The 16,842-nt window shown below is 59.9% G+C and carries 15 protein-coding genes; 7 read left to right on the top strand and 8 right to left on the bottom strand.

What is annotated here, in order from left to right:
• From hprK to MB824_RS10245, 5 genes are all read left to right on the top strand, one after another.
• Positions 1 to 957 carry an HPr(Ser) kinase/phosphatase gene (gene hprK, locus MB824_RS10265; RefSeq protein ID WP_238748433.1) on the top strand — a complete coding sequence of 319 codons (957 nt, stop codon included), beginning with the start codon at positions 1 to 3 and terminating at the stop codon, positions 955 to 957.
• Positions 938 to 1,780, top strand: a complete 843-nt coding sequence (gene rapZ / locus MB824_RS10260; RefSeq protein ID WP_238748432.1) for an RNase adapter RapZ — start codon at positions 938 to 940, stop codon at positions 1,778 to 1,780. The genes hprK and rapZ overlap by 20 nt, the downstream gene beginning before the upstream one ends.
• Positions 1,781 to 1,987: 207 nt before the next feature.
• Positions 1,988 to 3,376 (top strand): MFS transporter, encoded by a 1,389-nt coding sequence (locus MB824_RS10255; protein WP_238748431.1) that lies wholly within the window; start codon positions 1,988 to 1,990, stop codon positions 3,374 to 3,376.
• 113 nt (positions 3,377 to 3,489) lie between these two features.
• Positions 3,490 to 4,239 carry a GNAT family N-acetyltransferase gene (locus MB824_RS10250; protein WP_238748429.1) on the top strand — a complete coding sequence of 250 codons (750 nt, stop codon included), beginning with the start codon at positions 3,490 to 3,492 and terminating at the stop codon, positions 4,237 to 4,239.
• A gap of 108 nt (positions 4,240 to 4,347) precedes the next feature.
• On the top strand, positions 4,348 to 5,094 hold the full coding sequence (locus MB824_RS10245) for a lysophospholipid acyltransferase family protein (protein WP_238748427.1): 747 nt from the start codon (positions 4,348 to 4,350) through the stop codon (positions 5,092 to 5,094).
• A gap of 43 nt (positions 5,095 to 5,137) precedes the next feature.
• Here the strand turns inward: MB824_RS10245 and MB824_RS10240 are convergent, their stop codons facing one another.
• Positions 5,138 to 5,842, bottom strand: coding sequence for an MOSC domain-containing protein (locus MB824_RS10240; protein WP_238748425.1), 705 nt, complete (start codon positions 5,840 to 5,842; stop codon positions 5,138 to 5,140).
• Positions 5,843 to 5,930: 88 nt separating this feature from the next.
• Between MB824_RS10240 and MB824_RS10235 the strand changes: the two genes are divergently transcribed.
• Positions 5,931 to 6,089, top strand: coding sequence for a hypothetical protein (locus tag MB824_RS10235; protein WP_238748424.1), 159 nt, complete (start codon positions 5,931 to 5,933; stop codon positions 6,087 to 6,089).
• A gap of 155 nt (positions 6,090 to 6,244) precedes the next feature.
• Here the strand turns inward: MB824_RS10235 and MB824_RS10230 are convergent, their stop codons facing one another.
• A complete protein-coding gene (locus tag MB824_RS10230; RefSeq protein ID WP_238748423.1) occupies positions 6,245 to 7,240 on the bottom strand; it encodes an IS110 family RNA-guided transposase in 996 nt (331 codons plus the stop codon).
• 192 nt (positions 7,241 to 7,432) lie between these two features.
• On the opposite strand from MB824_RS10230, the gene MB824_RS10225 reads away from it, so the two are divergent.
• The gene (locus tag MB824_RS10225) at positions 7,433 to 7,807 is read left to right on the top strand and encodes a hypothetical protein (protein WP_238748422.1); all 375 of its coding nucleotides are present in this window, start codon (positions 7,433 to 7,435) and stop codon (positions 7,805 to 7,807) included.
• Positions 7,808 to 7,992: 185 nt separating this feature from the next.
• Here MB824_RS10225 and MB824_RS10220 read toward each other — a convergent pair whose 3' ends face one another.
• The 6 genes from MB824_RS10220 to argC form a co-directional block, all read right to left on the bottom strand.
• On the bottom strand, positions 7,993 to 9,591 hold the full coding sequence (locus tag MB824_RS10220; RefSeq protein ID WP_238748421.1) for a peptide chain release factor 3: 1,599 nt from the start codon (positions 9,589 to 9,591) through the stop codon (positions 7,993 to 7,995).
• Positions 9,592 to 9,794: 203 nt separating this feature from the next.
• Positions 9,795 to 11,798, bottom strand: coding sequence for a UvrD-helicase domain-containing protein (locus MB824_RS10215; protein WP_238748420.1), 2,004 nt, complete (start codon positions 11,796 to 11,798; stop codon positions 9,795 to 9,797).
• Between the two features lie 299 nt (positions 11,799 to 12,097).
• Positions 12,098 to 13,285, bottom strand: coding sequence for an aspartate aminotransferase family protein (locus MB824_RS10210; RefSeq protein ID WP_238748419.1), 1,188 nt, complete (start codon positions 13,283 to 13,285; stop codon positions 12,098 to 12,100).
• A 217-nt stretch (positions 13,286 to 13,502) separates the two neighbouring features.
• Positions 13,503 to 14,339 (bottom strand): acetylglutamate kinase, encoded by an 837-nt coding sequence (gene argB / locus MB824_RS10205; RefSeq protein ID WP_238748418.1) that lies wholly within the window; start codon positions 14,337 to 14,339, stop codon positions 13,503 to 13,505.
• A 2-nt stretch (positions 14,340 to 14,341) separates the two neighbouring features.
• A complete protein-coding gene (gene argJ, locus MB824_RS10200) occupies positions 14,342 to 15,592 on the bottom strand; it encodes a bifunctional glutamate N-acetyltransferase/amino-acid acetyltransferase ArgJ (protein ID WP_238748417.1) in 1,251 nt (416 codons plus the stop codon).
• The gene (gene argC / locus MB824_RS10195) at positions 15,592 to 16,536 is read right to left on the bottom strand and encodes an N-acetyl-gamma-glutamyl-phosphate reductase (protein WP_238748416.1); all 945 of its coding nucleotides are present in this window, start codon (positions 16,534 to 16,536) and stop codon (positions 15,592 to 15,594) included. The genes argJ and argC overlap by 1 nt, the downstream gene beginning before the upstream one ends.
• Positions 16,537 to 16,842 lie beyond the last annotated feature (306 nt).

The raw sequence follows: 16,842 nt of genomic DNA, 5'->3' as shown, positions 1-16,842 counted from the left end.
GTGCCCAGCGTCAGCGTGCGCCGCCTGTATCAGGACAACCAGCAGAAGCTGCAGATGGCCTGGGTGGCGGGCAATTCCGGCAGCGACAACCGCATCAGCGTGGCCGCCGACCGTCCGGTGCTGGCGCTGGTCGGCCATCTCAATTTCATCCACCACAACCAAGTGCAGGTGCTCGGCGTGGCCGAAGTCGCCTATCTCAACAAGCTCGAACAGTCCGCACAAACCGGATTGGACGGGCTTTTCGATTTTGAGATGGCGCTGGTGATCGTGGCCAACGACCTGCCGGTGCCCGCCAGCCTGCGCGACTACTGCCACACCCGCAACGTCCCGCTGCTGACCTCCAAGCTCGAAAGCCCCTATCTGATGGACGTGCTGCGGATTTATCTGCAGAAAATGCTGGCGGTATCCACCGTCAAACACGGCGTGTTTCTCGACGTGTTTGAAGTTGGCGTGCTGTTGACCGGCTCGTCCGGGCTGGGCAAAAGCGAGCTGGCGCTGGAACTCATTTCGCGCGGCCACAGCCTGGTGGCCGACGATGCCGTCGAATTGCACCGCACCGCGCCCGAAGTGCTCGAAGGCCGCTGCCCGCCGATGCTGCGCGACTTTCTCGAAGTGCGCGGGCTGGGCGTGCTCAACGTCCGCCACATTTTCGGCGAAACTTCCATCCGGCCGAAAAAGCAGCTCAAGCTCATCATCAACCTGATTCCCGCCGACGACGAATACATGAAGCAGCTCGACCGCCTGAGCATCCGCAGCGAAACCGAGTCGATACTGAACGTCGCCATCCGTTCGGTTACCCTGCCGGTGGCCGCCGGCCGCAACCTGGCGGTGCTGGTCGAAGCCGCCGTGCGCAACTACATCTTGCAGCTGCGCGGCAAAGACAGTACCCGCGAATTTCTCGAACGTCACCAGGCCATGATGAAGGACGACAGCGAACATGAAGATAGTCTTGATTAGCGGCCTTTCCGGCTCCGGCAAAAGCGTGGCGCTGAAGCTGTTGGAAGACTCCGGCTTCTATTGCGTCGATAATTTGCCGCTCGAACTCTTGCCCGACTTGGTGCGCCTGCACGAAGCGCGCGGCGGCAGCGAAAAACTCGGCATCAGCATCGACATCCGCTCCCGTTTCAGGCTTCAGGCTGCCCACGAGCAAATCGCCGCCCTGCGCCAAGCCGGCCACCGGCTCGACATCCTGTTTCTCGAAGCCGACCAAGCCGTGCTGCTGCGCCGCTTTTCCGAAACCCGCCGCAGCCACCCGCTGTCGCACAACGGCACCGGCCTGACCGAAGCGCTCGAACACGAACGCGCCTGGCTGATGCCGCTGCGCGAAGCGGCCTACTGCATCGACACCAGCCACAGCAACACTTCCCAGCTGCGCAGCCGCCTGCGCCAATGGCTGCAGATCGACCGCGAAGGCCTGCTGGTCAGCATCCAGTCTTTCGGCTTCAAATACGGCGCCCCCACCGACGCTGATTTTGTTTTCGACGTACGCAGCCTGCCCAATCCCTACTATATCGACGGCCTGCGCGAGCAGACCGGCCGCGATGAAGACGTGCGCCGCTATCTCGCCGCCCAACCCGAAGCCGGCGAAATGCTTGCCGACATCGAAACCTTTATCCGCCGCCGCCTGCCCAAACTGCAGCAGGAAAGCCGCAGCTACGTAACCATCGCCATCGGCTGCACCGGCGGCAAACACCGCTCGGTGTATCTGGCCGAAGAACTTGCTCGCAGCCTGCAGGCCGATTACCAAGTGCTGCTGCGCCACCGCCAGCTCGACGCTTAAGCCCCGCCGCCCGCACGCCGCCATGCCTGCGGGTGTTGTTTTGCCGGGGCAGCCTGAAAACTTTAGGCAGCCTGAAAGCGCCAACCGATTTTTTCAGGCTGCCTTGTCCTGTCCCGGACTCAAAACAAACGACAGCCCCCCGAAACCAAAAGCAGCCTGAAAAGGGATTTTGCCGCTTTCAGGCTGCCTTGCGGAGTATGGAAAACCATGGAAAAAACTGCCGAACCTTCCCGCCTGCTGCCGCTGTTGCTGGCGGCGGCGGTGTTTATGCAGATGCTCGATTCGACGGTGCTCAATACCGCGCTGCCGCTGATTGCCGCCGATCTGCACCAGTCGCCGCTGAATATGCAGTCGGCGGTGGTGTCTTATGCGCTGACGCTGGCGATGCTGATGCCGGCCAGTGCCTATCTGAGCGAGCGTTTCGGCACGCGGCAGGTTTTTAGCGTGGCGATGCTGGTGTTTGTGGCCGGTTCGCTGCTGTGCGCGCTGGCGCCGAGCCTGCCGATGCTGGTGCTGGCGCGGGTGATTCAGGGTGCCGGTGGGGCGATGCTGGCGCCGGCGCCGCGCCAGATTCTGATGCAGGCCTACGACAAAAACCGCCTGCTGGGGATGATGAATTTTGTGGTGATGCCGGCGCTGCTGGGGCCGGTGGTCGGGCCGCTGCTCGGCGCGTATCTGGCCGAGTATGCCGGCTGGCATTGGATTTTCCTGATTAACGTGCCCTTCGGGCTGGCGGCGGCCTGGCTGGCGCGCACGGTGATGCCGGACTTTCGCGGCGAAGGAACAATACCGGCTTTCGATTTGGCGGGTTTTTTGCTGTTTGGCGGCGCGGCGGCGGGCTTGAGCGTGGCGGTGGAAATCATGCACTTTCCGCGTTACGGTGCGTTTGCCGCGCTGCTGGCGGTGCTGTCGCTGCTGGCGGCGGCCGCCTATTGGCGCCATGCCGCCCGCGCCGCGCAGCCCTTATACAGCCCGCAGCTTTTGCGGGTGCGCACCTACCGCATCGGCCTGTCGGGCAATTTCGCCAGCCGGCTGGGTGTGAGCGCGCTGCCCTTTCTGCTGCCGCTGCTGCTGCAGGTGGCGTTTGCCTACAGCGCTACCGCCGCCGGCTGGGCGCTGGCGCCGATTGCGCTGGCGTCGATTGCCGCCAAGCCGGCGATCCGGCCGCTGATGCTGCGCTTCGGCTACCGCCGCGTGCTGGTCGCCAACACCTTATTGCTGGGCGTGCTGATTATGCTGCTGGCGCTGCCGGATGCGCACACGCCGTTGTGGCTGCTGCTGCCTTTGCTGCTGGCGCTGGGCTTGAGCAACTCGATCCAGTTTACCGCCATGAACACGCTGACGCTGGCCGACCTTGCGCCGGTACAGGCCGGCAGCGGCGCCAGCCTGATGACGGTCAACCAGCAGCTGGCCATTGGTTTCGGCACCGCCATCGGCGCGTCGCTGCTACAGTATTTCAGCACACTGGCGCCCTTGGACGGCGATGTCCATGCCGCTTTCCGCTGCACTTTTGCCGCCGTCGGCGTGCTGACTTTGTTGTCTGCCGCCGTGTTCGCCCGCCTGAGACCGGCCGACGGCAGCAATCTGGTTGCTTGAAAGATTAGGCAGCCTGAAAAGCGCCGCCGCCGTTTTCAGGCTGCCTTAAGGCGGGTTTGCAAGCCCTGCCGCCGCCGTTATAATCCCCGCCTTTTGCCGTTCTAGGAAACATCATGTCCCAAAGCCGTTTCAACCAAACCGGCCCCAAAATCGGCCTGAGCGTACGCCTGGCCGAGACCGCCGAAGAAGTCGCCGCCGCCCAGCGCCTGCGCTACCGCGTGTTTGCCCAAGAGCTTGGCGCCGAAATCGACAGCGACAACGGCCGCGACATCGACCCCTACGACGAACACTGCCACCACCTGCTGGCCTTTGACGAAGCTACCGGCGAAGTAATCGGCTGCTACCGCCTGATTACCGAAGAAGCGGCAAAAAAAGTCGGCGGCTGGTACAGCGAGCACGAATTCGATCTCTCGCCACTGAAAGACATCCTGCCGCAAACCGTCGAACTCGGCCGCGCCTGCACCCATCCCGACTACCGCAACGGCGCGCTGATTATGCTGCTGTGGACGGGGCTGGTGAAGTTTATGAAAGACGAAAACCTGCGCTTTATGATCGGCTGCGGCAGCATCGAAATGCGCGACGGCGGCAGCGATGCGGCGGCGCTCTATCACCAGCTCAAAGGTCGCTACCTGGCGCCCGAGCAATGGTGCGTGCGCCCGCTCAACCCGCTCAAATGGGCGCAGATCACGCCGTCGGAAAAACCGGAAGTCCCACCGCTGATTAAGGGCTATCTCAAAGCCGGCGCCTGGTTTTGCGGCGAGCCCTGCGTGGATGAAGCCTTCAACTGCGCCGACGTGCTGATTATGATGGACATCACCCAGCTGAGCGACCGCTACCTGCAGAAGTTCGCCCCCAAACCCTAAATCCTAAAAAAGCAGCCTGAAAACCTTTTTCAGGCTGCTTTGTGCCGTTTTCAGGCAGCCTGAAAGCCTGCCCGCCTTATCTTTTCCCCCGTATTTTCCGTTCTCTTTATGGCCAAAATCCGCTTCGCCTTCCGCCTGTGCTGCATTGCCGTCTGCCTGCTTTACGGCATGGCCGAGATGTTTTTCCTGTTTCCCTTTTACAGCAAACGGCGCAAGCTGCGCGCCATCCAGCTGTGGTCGCTGCGCGTGCTCGCTTCCTGCGGCATGAAGCTCGAAGTGTTCGGCAGCCTGCCCGCCACCGGCCACGGCCAGCTGATTATCAGCAACCACATCTCCTGGCTCGACATTATGGCGGTGAACGGCGCCTTCCCCGGCCGCTTCGTTGCCAAAGACGACGTTGCCAAATGGCCGGTGGTCGGCTATCTCGCCACCCAGGCGCAAACCGTTTACGTAACCCGCAACAAAGGCACCAAAGGCAATACCACCAAAATCGACACCGTAACCGAAGCCCTGAAAAACGGCGACACCGTAACCATTTTCCCCGAAGGCACCAGCAGCGAAGGCCGCGCCATCCTGCCCTTCAAACCCAGCTTTTTCCAAACCGCCCACCTGGCCGGCGTGCCGATTGTGCCCGCGTTATGCCGCTACCCCAATGCCGACGGCAGCAGCCCCAACCCCCACACCGCCTACTACGGCGACATCAGCCTGTGGCAGTCCATCCGCATGGTTATCAGCCAGCCGCGCAGCAAGGTCGAGCTGCATTTTCTCGACCCGATTACCCCGCCCGCTGACCGCGCCGCCGCCGCCCAGCAGGTGCACGAGCTGCTCAGCCGGCGGCAGCGCGAATTGGGCTAGTTCCCCAGCTCACACCGGCAATAAAAGGCAGCCTGAAAAGTTTTCAGGCTGCCTTTTTGCCATCACCGTCGGCGCCGAACAAACGCAGCTGCCAATCTTCGCATTCCCCCGTTTCCAGCCGCCGCGAAAACAAGCGCGCCCAACTCTCGGGCAAAGGCAGTTGCAGCACCGCCCGCATCGTTTCCGCATCGCAACAGCGGCTGTCAATCAGCGCCAGCACCCGCGCCACCGACCATTCGGGAAACGGTCGCGAGAGCAAAAACACTTCATCGCCTGCCGCCACTTCGCCCGCCGCCAACACGCGCAGATACCAGCCGCAGCGCAAACTCTGCTGCACGCGCAGCGACATATCTGCCACGCCGAACCGCTCGTTCAGCTTCCAACACGGCTGCCGCCCCTGGCTTACGGCAAAACGCGCCGAACCGATCTGCCACTCGTCGCCGATGCACACCGAGTGCTCGTCCGCGCCATCCAGACAAAAATTCTCGCCAAAGCCGCCTGCGTGCATATTTTGCGCCGCAGGTAGCTCGCGCCGCCAAGTGTCGTAATGGTGCAGCGCATAAACGTGCACCGCCTTGTCCGCACCGCCGTGAAAACGCGGATCGCCCACGCCGTCGCCCGCCAAACCGCTGGGCGTAACGGCGGTTTTGCCGCTGACAGGCTGCTTGTTAATCGCGCTTTGTTGGTTGCGGGCAAAGTTTTCAGGCTGCCCGATGCGGATTTGTCGGATTTGGGCGATGGGGTGCATGGTGTTTCCTTTTATTTGTTTGGAGGCAGTCTTGTAGGTTGGGTTGCCAAACCCAACGTTTCCGATGATTTCAAGGCTTTGTTGGGTCTTGACCCAACCTACAGTACTGGAACTTTTGGCGGTGAAACTCGCCGCACAGCACGCAGAACGGCTGGACCAACACGCCGCAGACGCACACGCGCAGCTCTACCGTTTGGAACGCGGCAATGCGGTGCGCGTGTTTCGTGGCAAAACGTTTGCGGAATAAAGGGCAAAATATAGCGGATTCAAATTAAAATAATGCAAGATGACGAACCACAGGCTACACGGATGACTGCGCGTATAAATTAGATACGCATAATGTAGGTTTATGTAGCAACTGTGTTCCCCCACCGCGTCGGGCAGGGCAACCAAACTCGGTGATTACGCGCATTGCGGTGCGGGTTGTTGTTTGCTTTGCTGTTCGCTTTGCCGTTCTGATTTCGTCTGCAAAGAGGCCAGGTAATCCCGCATCCTTGCGTTCAGAATACGCAGAAGTTTGTGCATACACGCGTTAATAGCGACTTTGAACGGTTTGCCTTTGGCGCGCAGTCTCTCGTAAAACGCTTTAATCTTCGGCTCAAAGCGGCTCGCCGTCAGTGCTGCCATATACAGCATGTTGCGTACTGCCATTCTGCCGCCGATGCAGCCTGTTTTCTTGTCCGTGTCGCCGCTTTGGTTCGGCGGTGGAACGACACCTGCCAGCATGGCGATGCGTTTGTGTGGTACGGTGCCCAACTCGGGCAGCATGGATAGCAGGGTGGCGCTGGTGGTGCTGCCTATACCTTTGATTGCGGTTAGCACTTGGCCTTTGCCGCCGAATGCGTCGGCGTTGCTGTCGATGTCTTTGTCCAGCTCGGCGATAAGCTTGTCGAGATGGGCAATCAGGTCTTTAACGCTTTGCTGTTGGCTTTCATGGATTTGTTCGAGACGGTTTTTCTCGGCGGCACGGATGTCAACCAACTGGCTGCGGCGTTTGACCAGTGCTTCGAGTTTCTCTTCGGCTTCGCTGGGCGGAATGTAGAGCATATTGGCGACCAGTCCTTTGATTTCCAACGCCTGTGCGTAATCAGCAAGCATTTTGGCATCGAGATGGTCGGTTTTGGCGAGAGAAAAGCCGTTGGCGTAATTTTTGGTGCAGCGAGGATTGGCAATCACCACTTGGAAACCTGCGCGATGTAGGGTTTTGGCGAGAGGGATTTCCAAACCGCCAGTGCTTTCCATGACAACCAAACCGACGTTGTGCTTGTGCAGATAGTCAATGGTGTGGGTAAAGCCTTTGGGGTTGTTGGTTTCGGTTTTGGTTTTATCCCTGCCGTGGATGCCGATGACGAAATGGCGTTTGGCGATGTCGATGCCTGCGTAGTTTTGGGTACTCATCAATGAACCTTCCTTGTATTCGGTTGTTGGTGGCAACTGTTCGGTTGTGCTGATGGGTGGCCAGCCGCTCGTTTTTGCTACGATGCGGGTGTAATCCTAGGATGTGTGGTGTAGCCACGCACGTGGTTGATAGAGATGCAGGCTGCGGCTCATTGAAATCGTTTGTATTTTGCGAAGGTAGGATATTGATTTATGTTTTCAATATTAGGTGCAGTATTATTTGGAATAATAGCAACTATGACTGTGCTTGTTGCTTGCGGTTTGCCTTTGGGCGAATTTACAATGGGTGGACAACATAAAATTTTACCTAAGAAATTTAGGATTGTGGCAGTCATTTCGGTGGCTATCCAAATTTTTGCAATGATAATTATTTTGCAAGCCGGAGGTTTTATTTCCTTGTGGTTTTCTTTTAAGGTTACTAAATATATTTGTTTCTTCTTTGCCGCTTACCTAACTTTGAATACTATTATGAACATGATTTCAAAAAGTAGGAAAGAAAAATATGTTATGACTCCGCTTTCACTTATAGCCGGAATATGTTTTTGGATAACGGCTTTTCAGATGTAGTATGTAAAAGGGGGAAAGAGCGCATGCGTACGGCACATACCCTGCAAACATCTATTCCATGTACCTTGACCACAGCGCGTCAAGGCAAGCCAACGCGGTAACATTGGAATTTTAATTTGCCATAATAAAAGTGCAGGCTGCTTTTCGGGTTTTTAAACCTTCAAAAGCAGCCTGCACTTTCTTTATCAGCCGTTCAGCTTCACCGAATGCTCGCGCGTTTCGTGGAACACGATGTCCGGCCAGCGCTCCTGCGTCAAATTTAAATTCACGCGGTTGGGGGCGAGGTAGGCGAGGTTGCCGCCTGCGTCAATCGCCAGATTGGCGGCGTTGGCTTTTTCAAACTCGGCGAGCTTTTTCTTGTCGTCGCACGACACCCAGCGCGCCGACCAGATGGACGCGTTGTCAAACACCGCTTCCACGCCGTATTCGTTCGCCAGCCGCGAAGTAACCACTTCAAACTGCAACACGCCGACCGCGCCGAGTATCAAATCCGCGCCGCTCATCGGCTTGAACACCTGCACCGCGCCTTCTTCGCCCAGCTGCTGTAAACCTTTTTGCAGTTGTTTGATTTTCAGCGGGTTTTTAATACGAACGCTGCGGAACAGCTCGGGCGCGAAAAACGGAATGCCGGTAAACGCCAGCTGCTCGCCTTCGGAAAAACTGTCGCCGATTTGGATGTTGCCGTGGTTGGGAATACCGATGATGTCGCCCGCAAACGCTTCTTCCACCAGCTCGCGGTCGTGCGACATAAACGTAACCACGCTGCTGGCGGCGATTTCGCGGTTGATGCGCAGGTGTTTCATTTTCATGCCGCGCTCAAATTTGCCCGAGCAGACGCGCAAAAAGGCGATGCGGTCTCGGTGTTTCGGGTCCATATTGGCTTGGATTTTAAAGATAAATCCGGAAAACTTCGGCTCGTCCGGTTCGACCATGCGCACGGTCGCGTCGCGCGGTTTCGGCGCGGGCGCCCAGTCAATCAATGAATTGAGGATTTCTTGAATACCGAAGTTGTTAATCGCGGAGCCGAAGAACACGGGCGTGAGTTCGCCCGCCAAAAACTCTGCCAAATCAAACTCGTTGGACGCAGCCTGAACCAGCTCGATTTCGTCGCGCAGCTGCTGGATTTCCAGCGGAAAACGCTGCGCCAGCTCGGGATTGTCAATGCCTTTAATCACGTCAAACTCGTGCGGCAGCCGCTCGCCGCCCGCGTCAAACAGATACACTTCGTCATTCAGAATGTGGTACACGCCCTTGAAGTTTTTGCCCATGCCGATCGGCCAAGTAACGGGCGCGCAGCGGATTTTTAAAATATTTTCCACTTCGTCCAACAATTCCAAAGAATCGCGCACTTCGCGGTCGTATTTGTTCATGAACGTGACAATCGGCGTATTGCGAAGGCGGCAGACGTTCAAGAGTTTGATGGTTTGCGCTTCCACGCCTTTTGCCGCGTCGATGACCATCAACGCGCTGTCCACAGCGGTCAAAACGCGGTAGGTGTCTTCGGAGAAGTCTTGGTGTCCCGGCGTGTCCAAGAGGTTGACGGTGTGGTCTTTATAATCGAACTGCATCACGCTGGACGCCACGGAAATGCCGCGCTGCTTCTCGATTTCCATCCAGTCGGAGGTGGCGAATTTGCCGGTTTTCTTGCCTTTTACCGTACCCGCGCTTTGAATCGCACCGGAAAATAGCAGCAGTTTTTCGGTCAACGTGGTTTTACCCGCGTCAGGGTGGGAGATGATGGCAAACGTGCGGCGGCGGCGCACTTGGTCTAGGATTTCGGACATGGGAACTCTTTTGTGGCAATGGTTGTATGGTTAAAAACCGTTTTCAGGCTGCCTTTGGCGTTTCGGGCAGCCTGAAAAGGGCGTATTGTAAACGTTTTTTAGTTTTTGCTTGGGGTTTTGCGTTTCAGGCTGCCTTGCTGTGCGGCGGTGTGAAAGGCAGCCTGAAAGCGCCAAACCGGCTTTCAGGCTGCCTTTTGCTTTTTCTAACTGCCGCCGATTTTACTGTCGAGCATGGCTTTCATGCTTTGCAGGCGGCTGATGCCTTCGGCTTTGCTGACGATGGGTTTGCCGCCTTTGCGGCCGAGGATGTCCAAATCGTCCTGCGGCATTTCGTCGATAAAGCGGCTCGGTTCGGGAAACTGCCAGCTGCCCTGGCGTTTGCGTTTGGTGCAGTGGGTGAGGGTGAGCCGCCATTTGGCGCGGGTGATGCCGACGTACATCAGGCGGCGTTCTTCTTCGAGATTGCCTTCTTCCAGGCTCTCGGCGTGGGGAAACAGCCCTTCTTCGCAGCCGACGAGAAACACCTGCGGATATTCCAGCCCTTTGGAGGCATGCAGGGTGGACAGGGTAACGGCGTCGGTTTCGGCGTCGTCGCGGCCTTCGAGTAAGGTGATCAGGGCGATGGTTTGCGAGAGTTCGATCAGGTTTTTGCCTTCGCTGCCTTTGCGCTCAAGCCAGTCGGCCAGATCTTCGACGTTGCGCCAGCGGCTTTCGGCGGCGCGGCTGCTCTCTTCGCTTTGGTAAAGGTGGTTTTCGTAGCCGATGGTATCGAGCAGCTCGCGGATCAGACTGCCGGCGTCTTCCTTGGCGGCGCGGCGGCGGAAACCGTCTATCAGGGCGGCGAAAGACTGCAGCGTGTCGCGGCTTTTTGCATTGAGTTCGGCCAGCGCTTCGGGCTGGGAGGCAGCCTGAAACAGGCTGCAGCCGTGGATTTTGGCGTAGTGGTTGAGCCGGCCAAGGGTGGTGTCGCCGATGCCGCGGCGCGGGGTGGTGGCGGCGCGCAGGAAGGCGGGATCGTCGCTGCTGTTGGCCAGCAGGCGCATATAGGCGAGGATGTCTTTGATTTCGGCTTTGTCGAAAAAGCTCTGGCCGCCGGAGACGCGGTAGGGAATGTGGGCTTGGCGCAGCGCGGTTTCAAAGGGACGCGACTGGTGGTTGCCGCGGTAGAGCACGGCAAAATCGGCATAACGGGCTTTGTCGCCGCCGGCCAGCTTCATGCGGGCGATTTCGCCGGCCACGTATTCGGCTTCGTTTTCTTCGCTGCTGCAAGCAACCACTTTTACCGGATCGCCTTCGCCCAGCTGCGACCACAGGGTTTTGGCAAAGAGCTTGGGATTGTTGGCGATTACTTGGTTGGCCACGCGCAGGATGCGGCCGGCAGAGCGGTAGTTTTGTTCGAGTTTGACCACTTTAATCTGCGGGTAATCCTGCTGCAGCAGGCGCAGGTTTTCCATATCGGCGCCGCGCCAGGCGTAGATGGACTGGTCGTCGTCGCCCACGGCGGTAAACATGCCTTCCAGGCCGGTAAGCTGGCGCAGCAGACGATACTGGCAGGCGTTGGTGTCCTGGCATTCGTCCACCAGCAGATAGCGCAGCCGCCGCTGCCATTTGAGCCGCAGATCGCTGTTTTGCTCCAGCAGCAGCACCGGCAGGCGGATTAAATCGTCGAAATCGACGGCCTGATAGTGGCCGAGTGTTTCCTGATAGGAAGCGTAAACGCGGGCGATGTGCTGCTGCCATTCGTCGCCGGCAGCCTGAAAAGCCTGCTCGGGCGTGGCCAGCTCGTTTTTCCACAGCGAAATCTGGTGCTGGGCTTTGAACACCTGCTCGCGGCCGCTGCTGCCGAGCAGCTCGCTGACGATGCGGCCGCTGTCGGAAGCATCGAGTATCGAAAAATTGGTTTTGTAGTCGGCGTGCGCCGCTTCTTCGCGCAGCATGCGCATGCCCAGCGAGTGGAAGGTGGAAACCGTCAGGCCGCGGGTCTGGCCTTTGCCGAGCATGGCGCCGATGCGCTCCTGCATTTCCTTGGCGGCTTTGTTGGTGAAGGTGATGGCGGCGATATGCTGCGGCGCATAGCCCGCGCCGGTAATCATATAGGCGATTTTTTCGGTGATGACGCGGGTTTTGCCGCTGCCTGCGCCGGCCAGCACAAACAGCGGCCCGCCCAGATAGCGCACCGCTTCCAGCTGGCGCTCGTTCAGTTTCATGGCGTGGGGCGTTTTCAGGCAGCCTGAAAACCAAAATCGGAAAAAAGCGGCATTATCCGGCAAGCAGGGCAGGGCGGACAATGGAAAACGGCGTTTTCAGGCTGCCGCAAGGTTTGGTTTCGGGGTTTGGCGTTCAGGCAGCCTGAAAACCGATTTTAGCCGGCGCAGGGATTGCGTTGCCTGCTTGGTTTTCAGGCTGCTTTTGGACGGCGCCCAAAGAGCCGAACGCTTGGGCGATGGGAAAACCGCCGCGATAAAAACAGCCCGCGGCGGCGGGCTGTTTGTGCGGCAGGACGGCATCAGGCGCTGAGAATCTCGCGCAGCACCGCAATGCCGCGCGCGATGTCGTCGTCGCTGATAATCAGCGGCGGCAGCAGGCGCAGCTTGTGTTTGGCGGTGAGAAACAGCACGCCTTTTTCCTGCGCCTGCCGCACGATGTCGGCGGCGCTGATGCCGTCGTCAAATTCGACGCCGAGCATCAGGCCGAGGCCGCTGACGCTTTTGACCTTCGGCAGAGCAGCGAGCGCCTGGCGCAGCGCTTCGCCTTTGCGGGTAACGTCGGCGAGAAAAGCATCGTCCAAACGCGCCAAAACGGCCAGCGCGCCGGCGCAGCAGACCGGGTTGCCGCCGAAAGTCGAGCCGTGGTCGCCCCGTCCCAGCGTGTCGGCGCAGCGTTCGCCAAACAGCACCGCGCCCACCGGCAGGCCGCCGCCCAGCCCTTTGGCAAGGGTAACGATGTCGGGCACGATGCCGGCGTGCTCGAAGGCAAACAGCCGGCCGCTGCGGCCGATGCCGGTTTGCACTTCGTCGGCAACCAGCAGCACGTCGTAGCGGCGGCACAGCTCGCGGGCAGCCTGAAGATAGCCGGTATCCAGCGCGGCCACGCCGCCTTCGCCCTGCACCGGCTCGAGCATCAGCGCGGCGATGTCGTTTTGCGCCAGGCGCGCTTCAAGGGCGGCGGTGTCGTTGGCGGGAACGTAGGCGAAACCTTCAACGAAGGGGAAAAAATGCTGGTGGAAAACGTCCTGGCCGGTGGCGGAAAGGGCGGCGAGGGTGCGGCCGTGGAAGGAGTTTTGCAGGGTGAGAATGGTGTGGCGGCCGGCACCGTGGCGGTCGCGGCTGTATTTGCGCGCGGCTTTGATGGCGCATTCGTTGGCTTCGGCGCCGCTGTTGCAGAAAAAGACGCGGGCAAGACCGCTTTTTTCGCAGAGACTTTGCGCCAGCTCGGCGGCGGGGACGCTGTAGAACAGGTTGGAAGTGTGCGCCAGTTTGCCCGCCTGCGCGGCGATGGCGGCAACCCATGCCGGATCGGCAAAGCCGAGGCTGTTGACGCCGATGCCGCTGGTGAAGTCGGTGTAGGCGTGGCCGTCGGCATCCCAGACGGTGCAGCCTTCGCCGCGCACCAGCACCGGCGCGAAGCGGGCGTAGGTGGCAGCGCTGTATTGTTGGTCGAGTTGGCGGATGTGGTCGGAAAGCGGGGCGGACATGCGATCTCCTTTTAGTAAACAGGCAGCCTGAAAAGCGGGTTGGGGGTTTCAGGCTGCCTTATCGGCCTGGGGTTGGTGGTGCAGTCTGAAAACGCCGCTGCGGCGGTTTTTTGTTTTCAGGCTGCCTTTCTGCCGTAGGGGGACGCTGCGCCGGTTGTTGGCGTTGTGGTGCGCGGTGCGCACCCTACGGGTTTCAGGCTGCCTTGGGAGCGGCTGCCTATTGGTGGAACAGCGTGCCGTTGCCGCGGTCGCTGAAGAGTTCTTGCAGCACCGAGTGCGGGCGGCGGCCGTCGATGATGGCGACTTCCGGCACGCCCTGGCGCACGGCGTCGATGCAGCAGGCGATTTTCGGCAGCATGCCGCCGCTGATGATGCCTTGGCTGATGAGCGCTTCGGCTTCGTCGATGCGGATGTCGCGGATGAGGGTGTTCTCGTCGTCGATGTCGCGCAAAAGGCCGGCGATGTCGGTCATGTTCACCAGTTTGCAGGCGCCGATGGCGGTGGCGATGGCGGCGGCAGCGGTGTCGGCGTTGATGTTGTAGCTGTTGCCGGCGGCGTCGGTGCCGATGCTGGCAACCACCGGAATCATGCCGGCACCAAGCAGCAGATGGATGATGTTTGGCTGAACGCGGCTGATTTTGCCAACCGCGCCGAGTGCCGGGTCGAGCGCTTCGCAGTGCAGCAGGCCGCCGTCGATGCCGCACAGGCCGATGCCGCGCCCGCCCAGATGCGCCACCAGGTTTTTGTTTACTTTGCCTGCCAGCACCTGCTGCACCACTTCCATGGTCTCGGCATCGGTAACGCGCAGGCCGCCGATAAATTCGCCTTTTTTGCCGATTTTGGCGAGACCGGCGTTGATGTCGGGGCCGCCGCCGTGGACGAGCACGATTTTCACGCCGACCTGGTTGAGAAACAGCACATCGCGCAGCACCGAGGCTTTGATGGTGTCGTTGGTCATGGCGTTGCCGCCGTATTTCACCACCACGCAGTTTTGCTGGTATTTCTGCAGATAGGGGACGGCTTCGTCGAACCAGTCCATATATTCTTGGCGCATGTTTAGCTCCGGTAGTCGCCGTTGATTTTGACGTAGTCGTAGGTGAGATCGCAGCCCCACGCCTGCGCTTGGGCTTCGCCGTCGTGCATATCGAGCAGGATTTCTATCTCTTTTTCTGCCAGCACTTTGGCAGCCTCGTCTTCGCTGAAGGGGTGGTAGGCGCTGTGTTCGCAGACTTTGACCGCGCCCGCCGCGCTTTGCAGGGTGAGGGCGATGTTGTTGGCGGAAAAGTCGCCTGTGGTGTAGCCGACGGCGCACAGCACCCGTCCCCAGTTGGCATCAGCGCCGAACATCGCCGCTTTGAAGAGGTCGCTGGCGATGATGCTTTTCGCCACGCTGCGCGCCACTTCGGGCGAACGCGCACCGCGCACGCGGCAGTGCAGCAGTTTGGTTGCGCCTTCGCCGTCGCGGGCGATTTCGCGCGCCGCCCAAGCGCAAAGCCGGTGCAGCGCGGCGCGGAAGGTTTGGTAAGCGGCGCCGTCGTCGCGGATTTCGGCGTTGCCTGCCGCGCCATTGGCGAGGATGACTGCCATGTCGTTGGTTGAGGTGTCGCCGTCGATGCTGATTTGGTTGAGACTGTCTTTGACTTCTTCGCTCAAGGCACGTTGCAGCAGGGTAGGGGCGATGGCGACGTCGCTGGTGATGAAGGTGAGCATGGTCGCCATGTTTGGGTGAATCATGCCGCTGCCTTTGGTGATGATGCCGAGGCGGCAGGGTTTGCCGTCGAGGGTAAATTCGAGCGCCTGCGTTTTGGCGTAGGTGTCGGTGGTCATTACCGCTTCTGCCGCCGCCAGCGCCGCTGCCGGGGTGGCTGCAAGGGCGGCAACGGCAGCGGGGATGCCACGCGCAAACGGCTCCAGCGGCAGCGGTTGGCCGATGACGCCGGTCGAGGCAATCACCACATCATTTGCCGGGATGTGTAGCGCGTCGCCGAGCAAATCGCAGCAGGCGCGCGCCAGCGTTTCGCCGTTGGGGTTGCAGGTGTTGGCATTGCCGCTGTTGCACAGCACCGCCTGGCTGTAGCCGTCGGCAATATGGGCGCGGGTAACGGCAAGCGGCGCGCCTTGGACTTTGTTGGTGGTATAGACGGCAGCGGTGGCGCAGCGCGTGCGGCTGACAATCAGCGCTAAATCGGCTTTGCTGCGATTCTTGCGGATGCCGCAGTGCACGCCGCTGGCGGAAAATCCCTGCGGCGCGCAAACGCCACCGTCGATGTATGTAAATTCAGGCTGCATGTAATCCTCCGCAATCATCAGTAAACCAGGCCGGCGGTTTCCGCGCGACCCAGCATCAAGTTCAAATTTTGCACCGCCGCGCCGGACGCACCCTTGCCGAGATTGTCAAAGAGCGCGCAGAGCAGCAGTTGCCCGTCGCCGTTGGCAAAAACGAACAGCTGCATATCGTCGCGCCCGGCAAGCGCGTTGGCGGCAAGCGTCGCCACGCTGGCAGATGGCGCAAACGGCTGCACGCGCACCAGCGGCTCGCCCGCGTAATAATCAGCGAGCAGCGCCGCGAGCCGTGCGCCGTCGGCAAAACCGTCCGCCAGCTGCGCGGCAAAGAGCGGCACGCTCACCAGCATGCCGCTGTAAAACGGCGCGACCACCGGCATAAACAGCGGCGCGTGCGCAAGCGTGCTTTGCGCGCGCATCTCCGGCAAATGCTTGTGCTGCAAAGACAAGCCGTAGAGGCGCGGCGCGTCAAGCGCTGCGGGACGCGATTCCGCTTCATATTCGGCAATCATTGCCTTGCCGCCACCGGAATAGCCGGTGAGCGATTGGCAGGTGAGCAGCGCCTCGCGCCGCAGCGCCCCCGCGTCGCACAGCGGGCGGATGAGGGCGATAAAGCCGCTGGCATGACAGCCGGGATTGGCAACGCGCGTCGCGCTGGCAATCGCCGCACGTTGCCCGTGCAACTCGGCAAATCCGTAAACCCAGCCCGGGGCGTTGCGGTGCGCGGTAGAGGTGTCGCAAATGCGCGTCGCCGCCGGCGCGTGCTGCACGAACTCGCGCGCCGCCTCGTCGGGCAAGCAAAGCAGGCTAACCTCGCTCGCCGCTGCCGCATCTAGCCGCGCGCTCAAATCCTTGCGCTGCGCTTCCGGCAGGGTAAGCAGGTGAATATCGCGTTCATGGCGCAGACGTTCGGCAATGCGCAGGCCGGTGGTGCCGGCAGAGCCGTCGATAAAAACGGTGTGGGTCATCGAATTTCTCCATTGTTCTTCTCTGCGGCCAAACGCCCGAAAGCAGGCGGATACAGGCCGCGCCCGCAGTATAAACAGCAGACGGGCGCATCTTCAAGGGTAATCTGTAAATTCATGCTTACGCGGAATTAACCGAAACTTACACGGATAAGAACCAATACCATTACCGGCACCGCGAAGTTTTCAGGCTGCCTTGTCCGTATTCGTTCTAGGGACGACTACAGAAACTTCCTACTACCGTCATTCCCGCGCAGGCGCACTACTGTCCGGAATAAAATCCCGCCACCCAAACAAAAAGGTTGCAGT

Source organism: Kingella pumchi, from assembly GCF_022288825.1.
GTDB classification, from domain to species: Bacteria; Pseudomonadota; Gammaproteobacteria; order Burkholderiales; family Neisseriaceae; genus Kingella_D; species Kingella_D pumchi.
The sequence above is the reverse complement of the archived record's forward strand: the minus strand, read 5'-3'. Positions and strand labels throughout refer to the sequence as shown.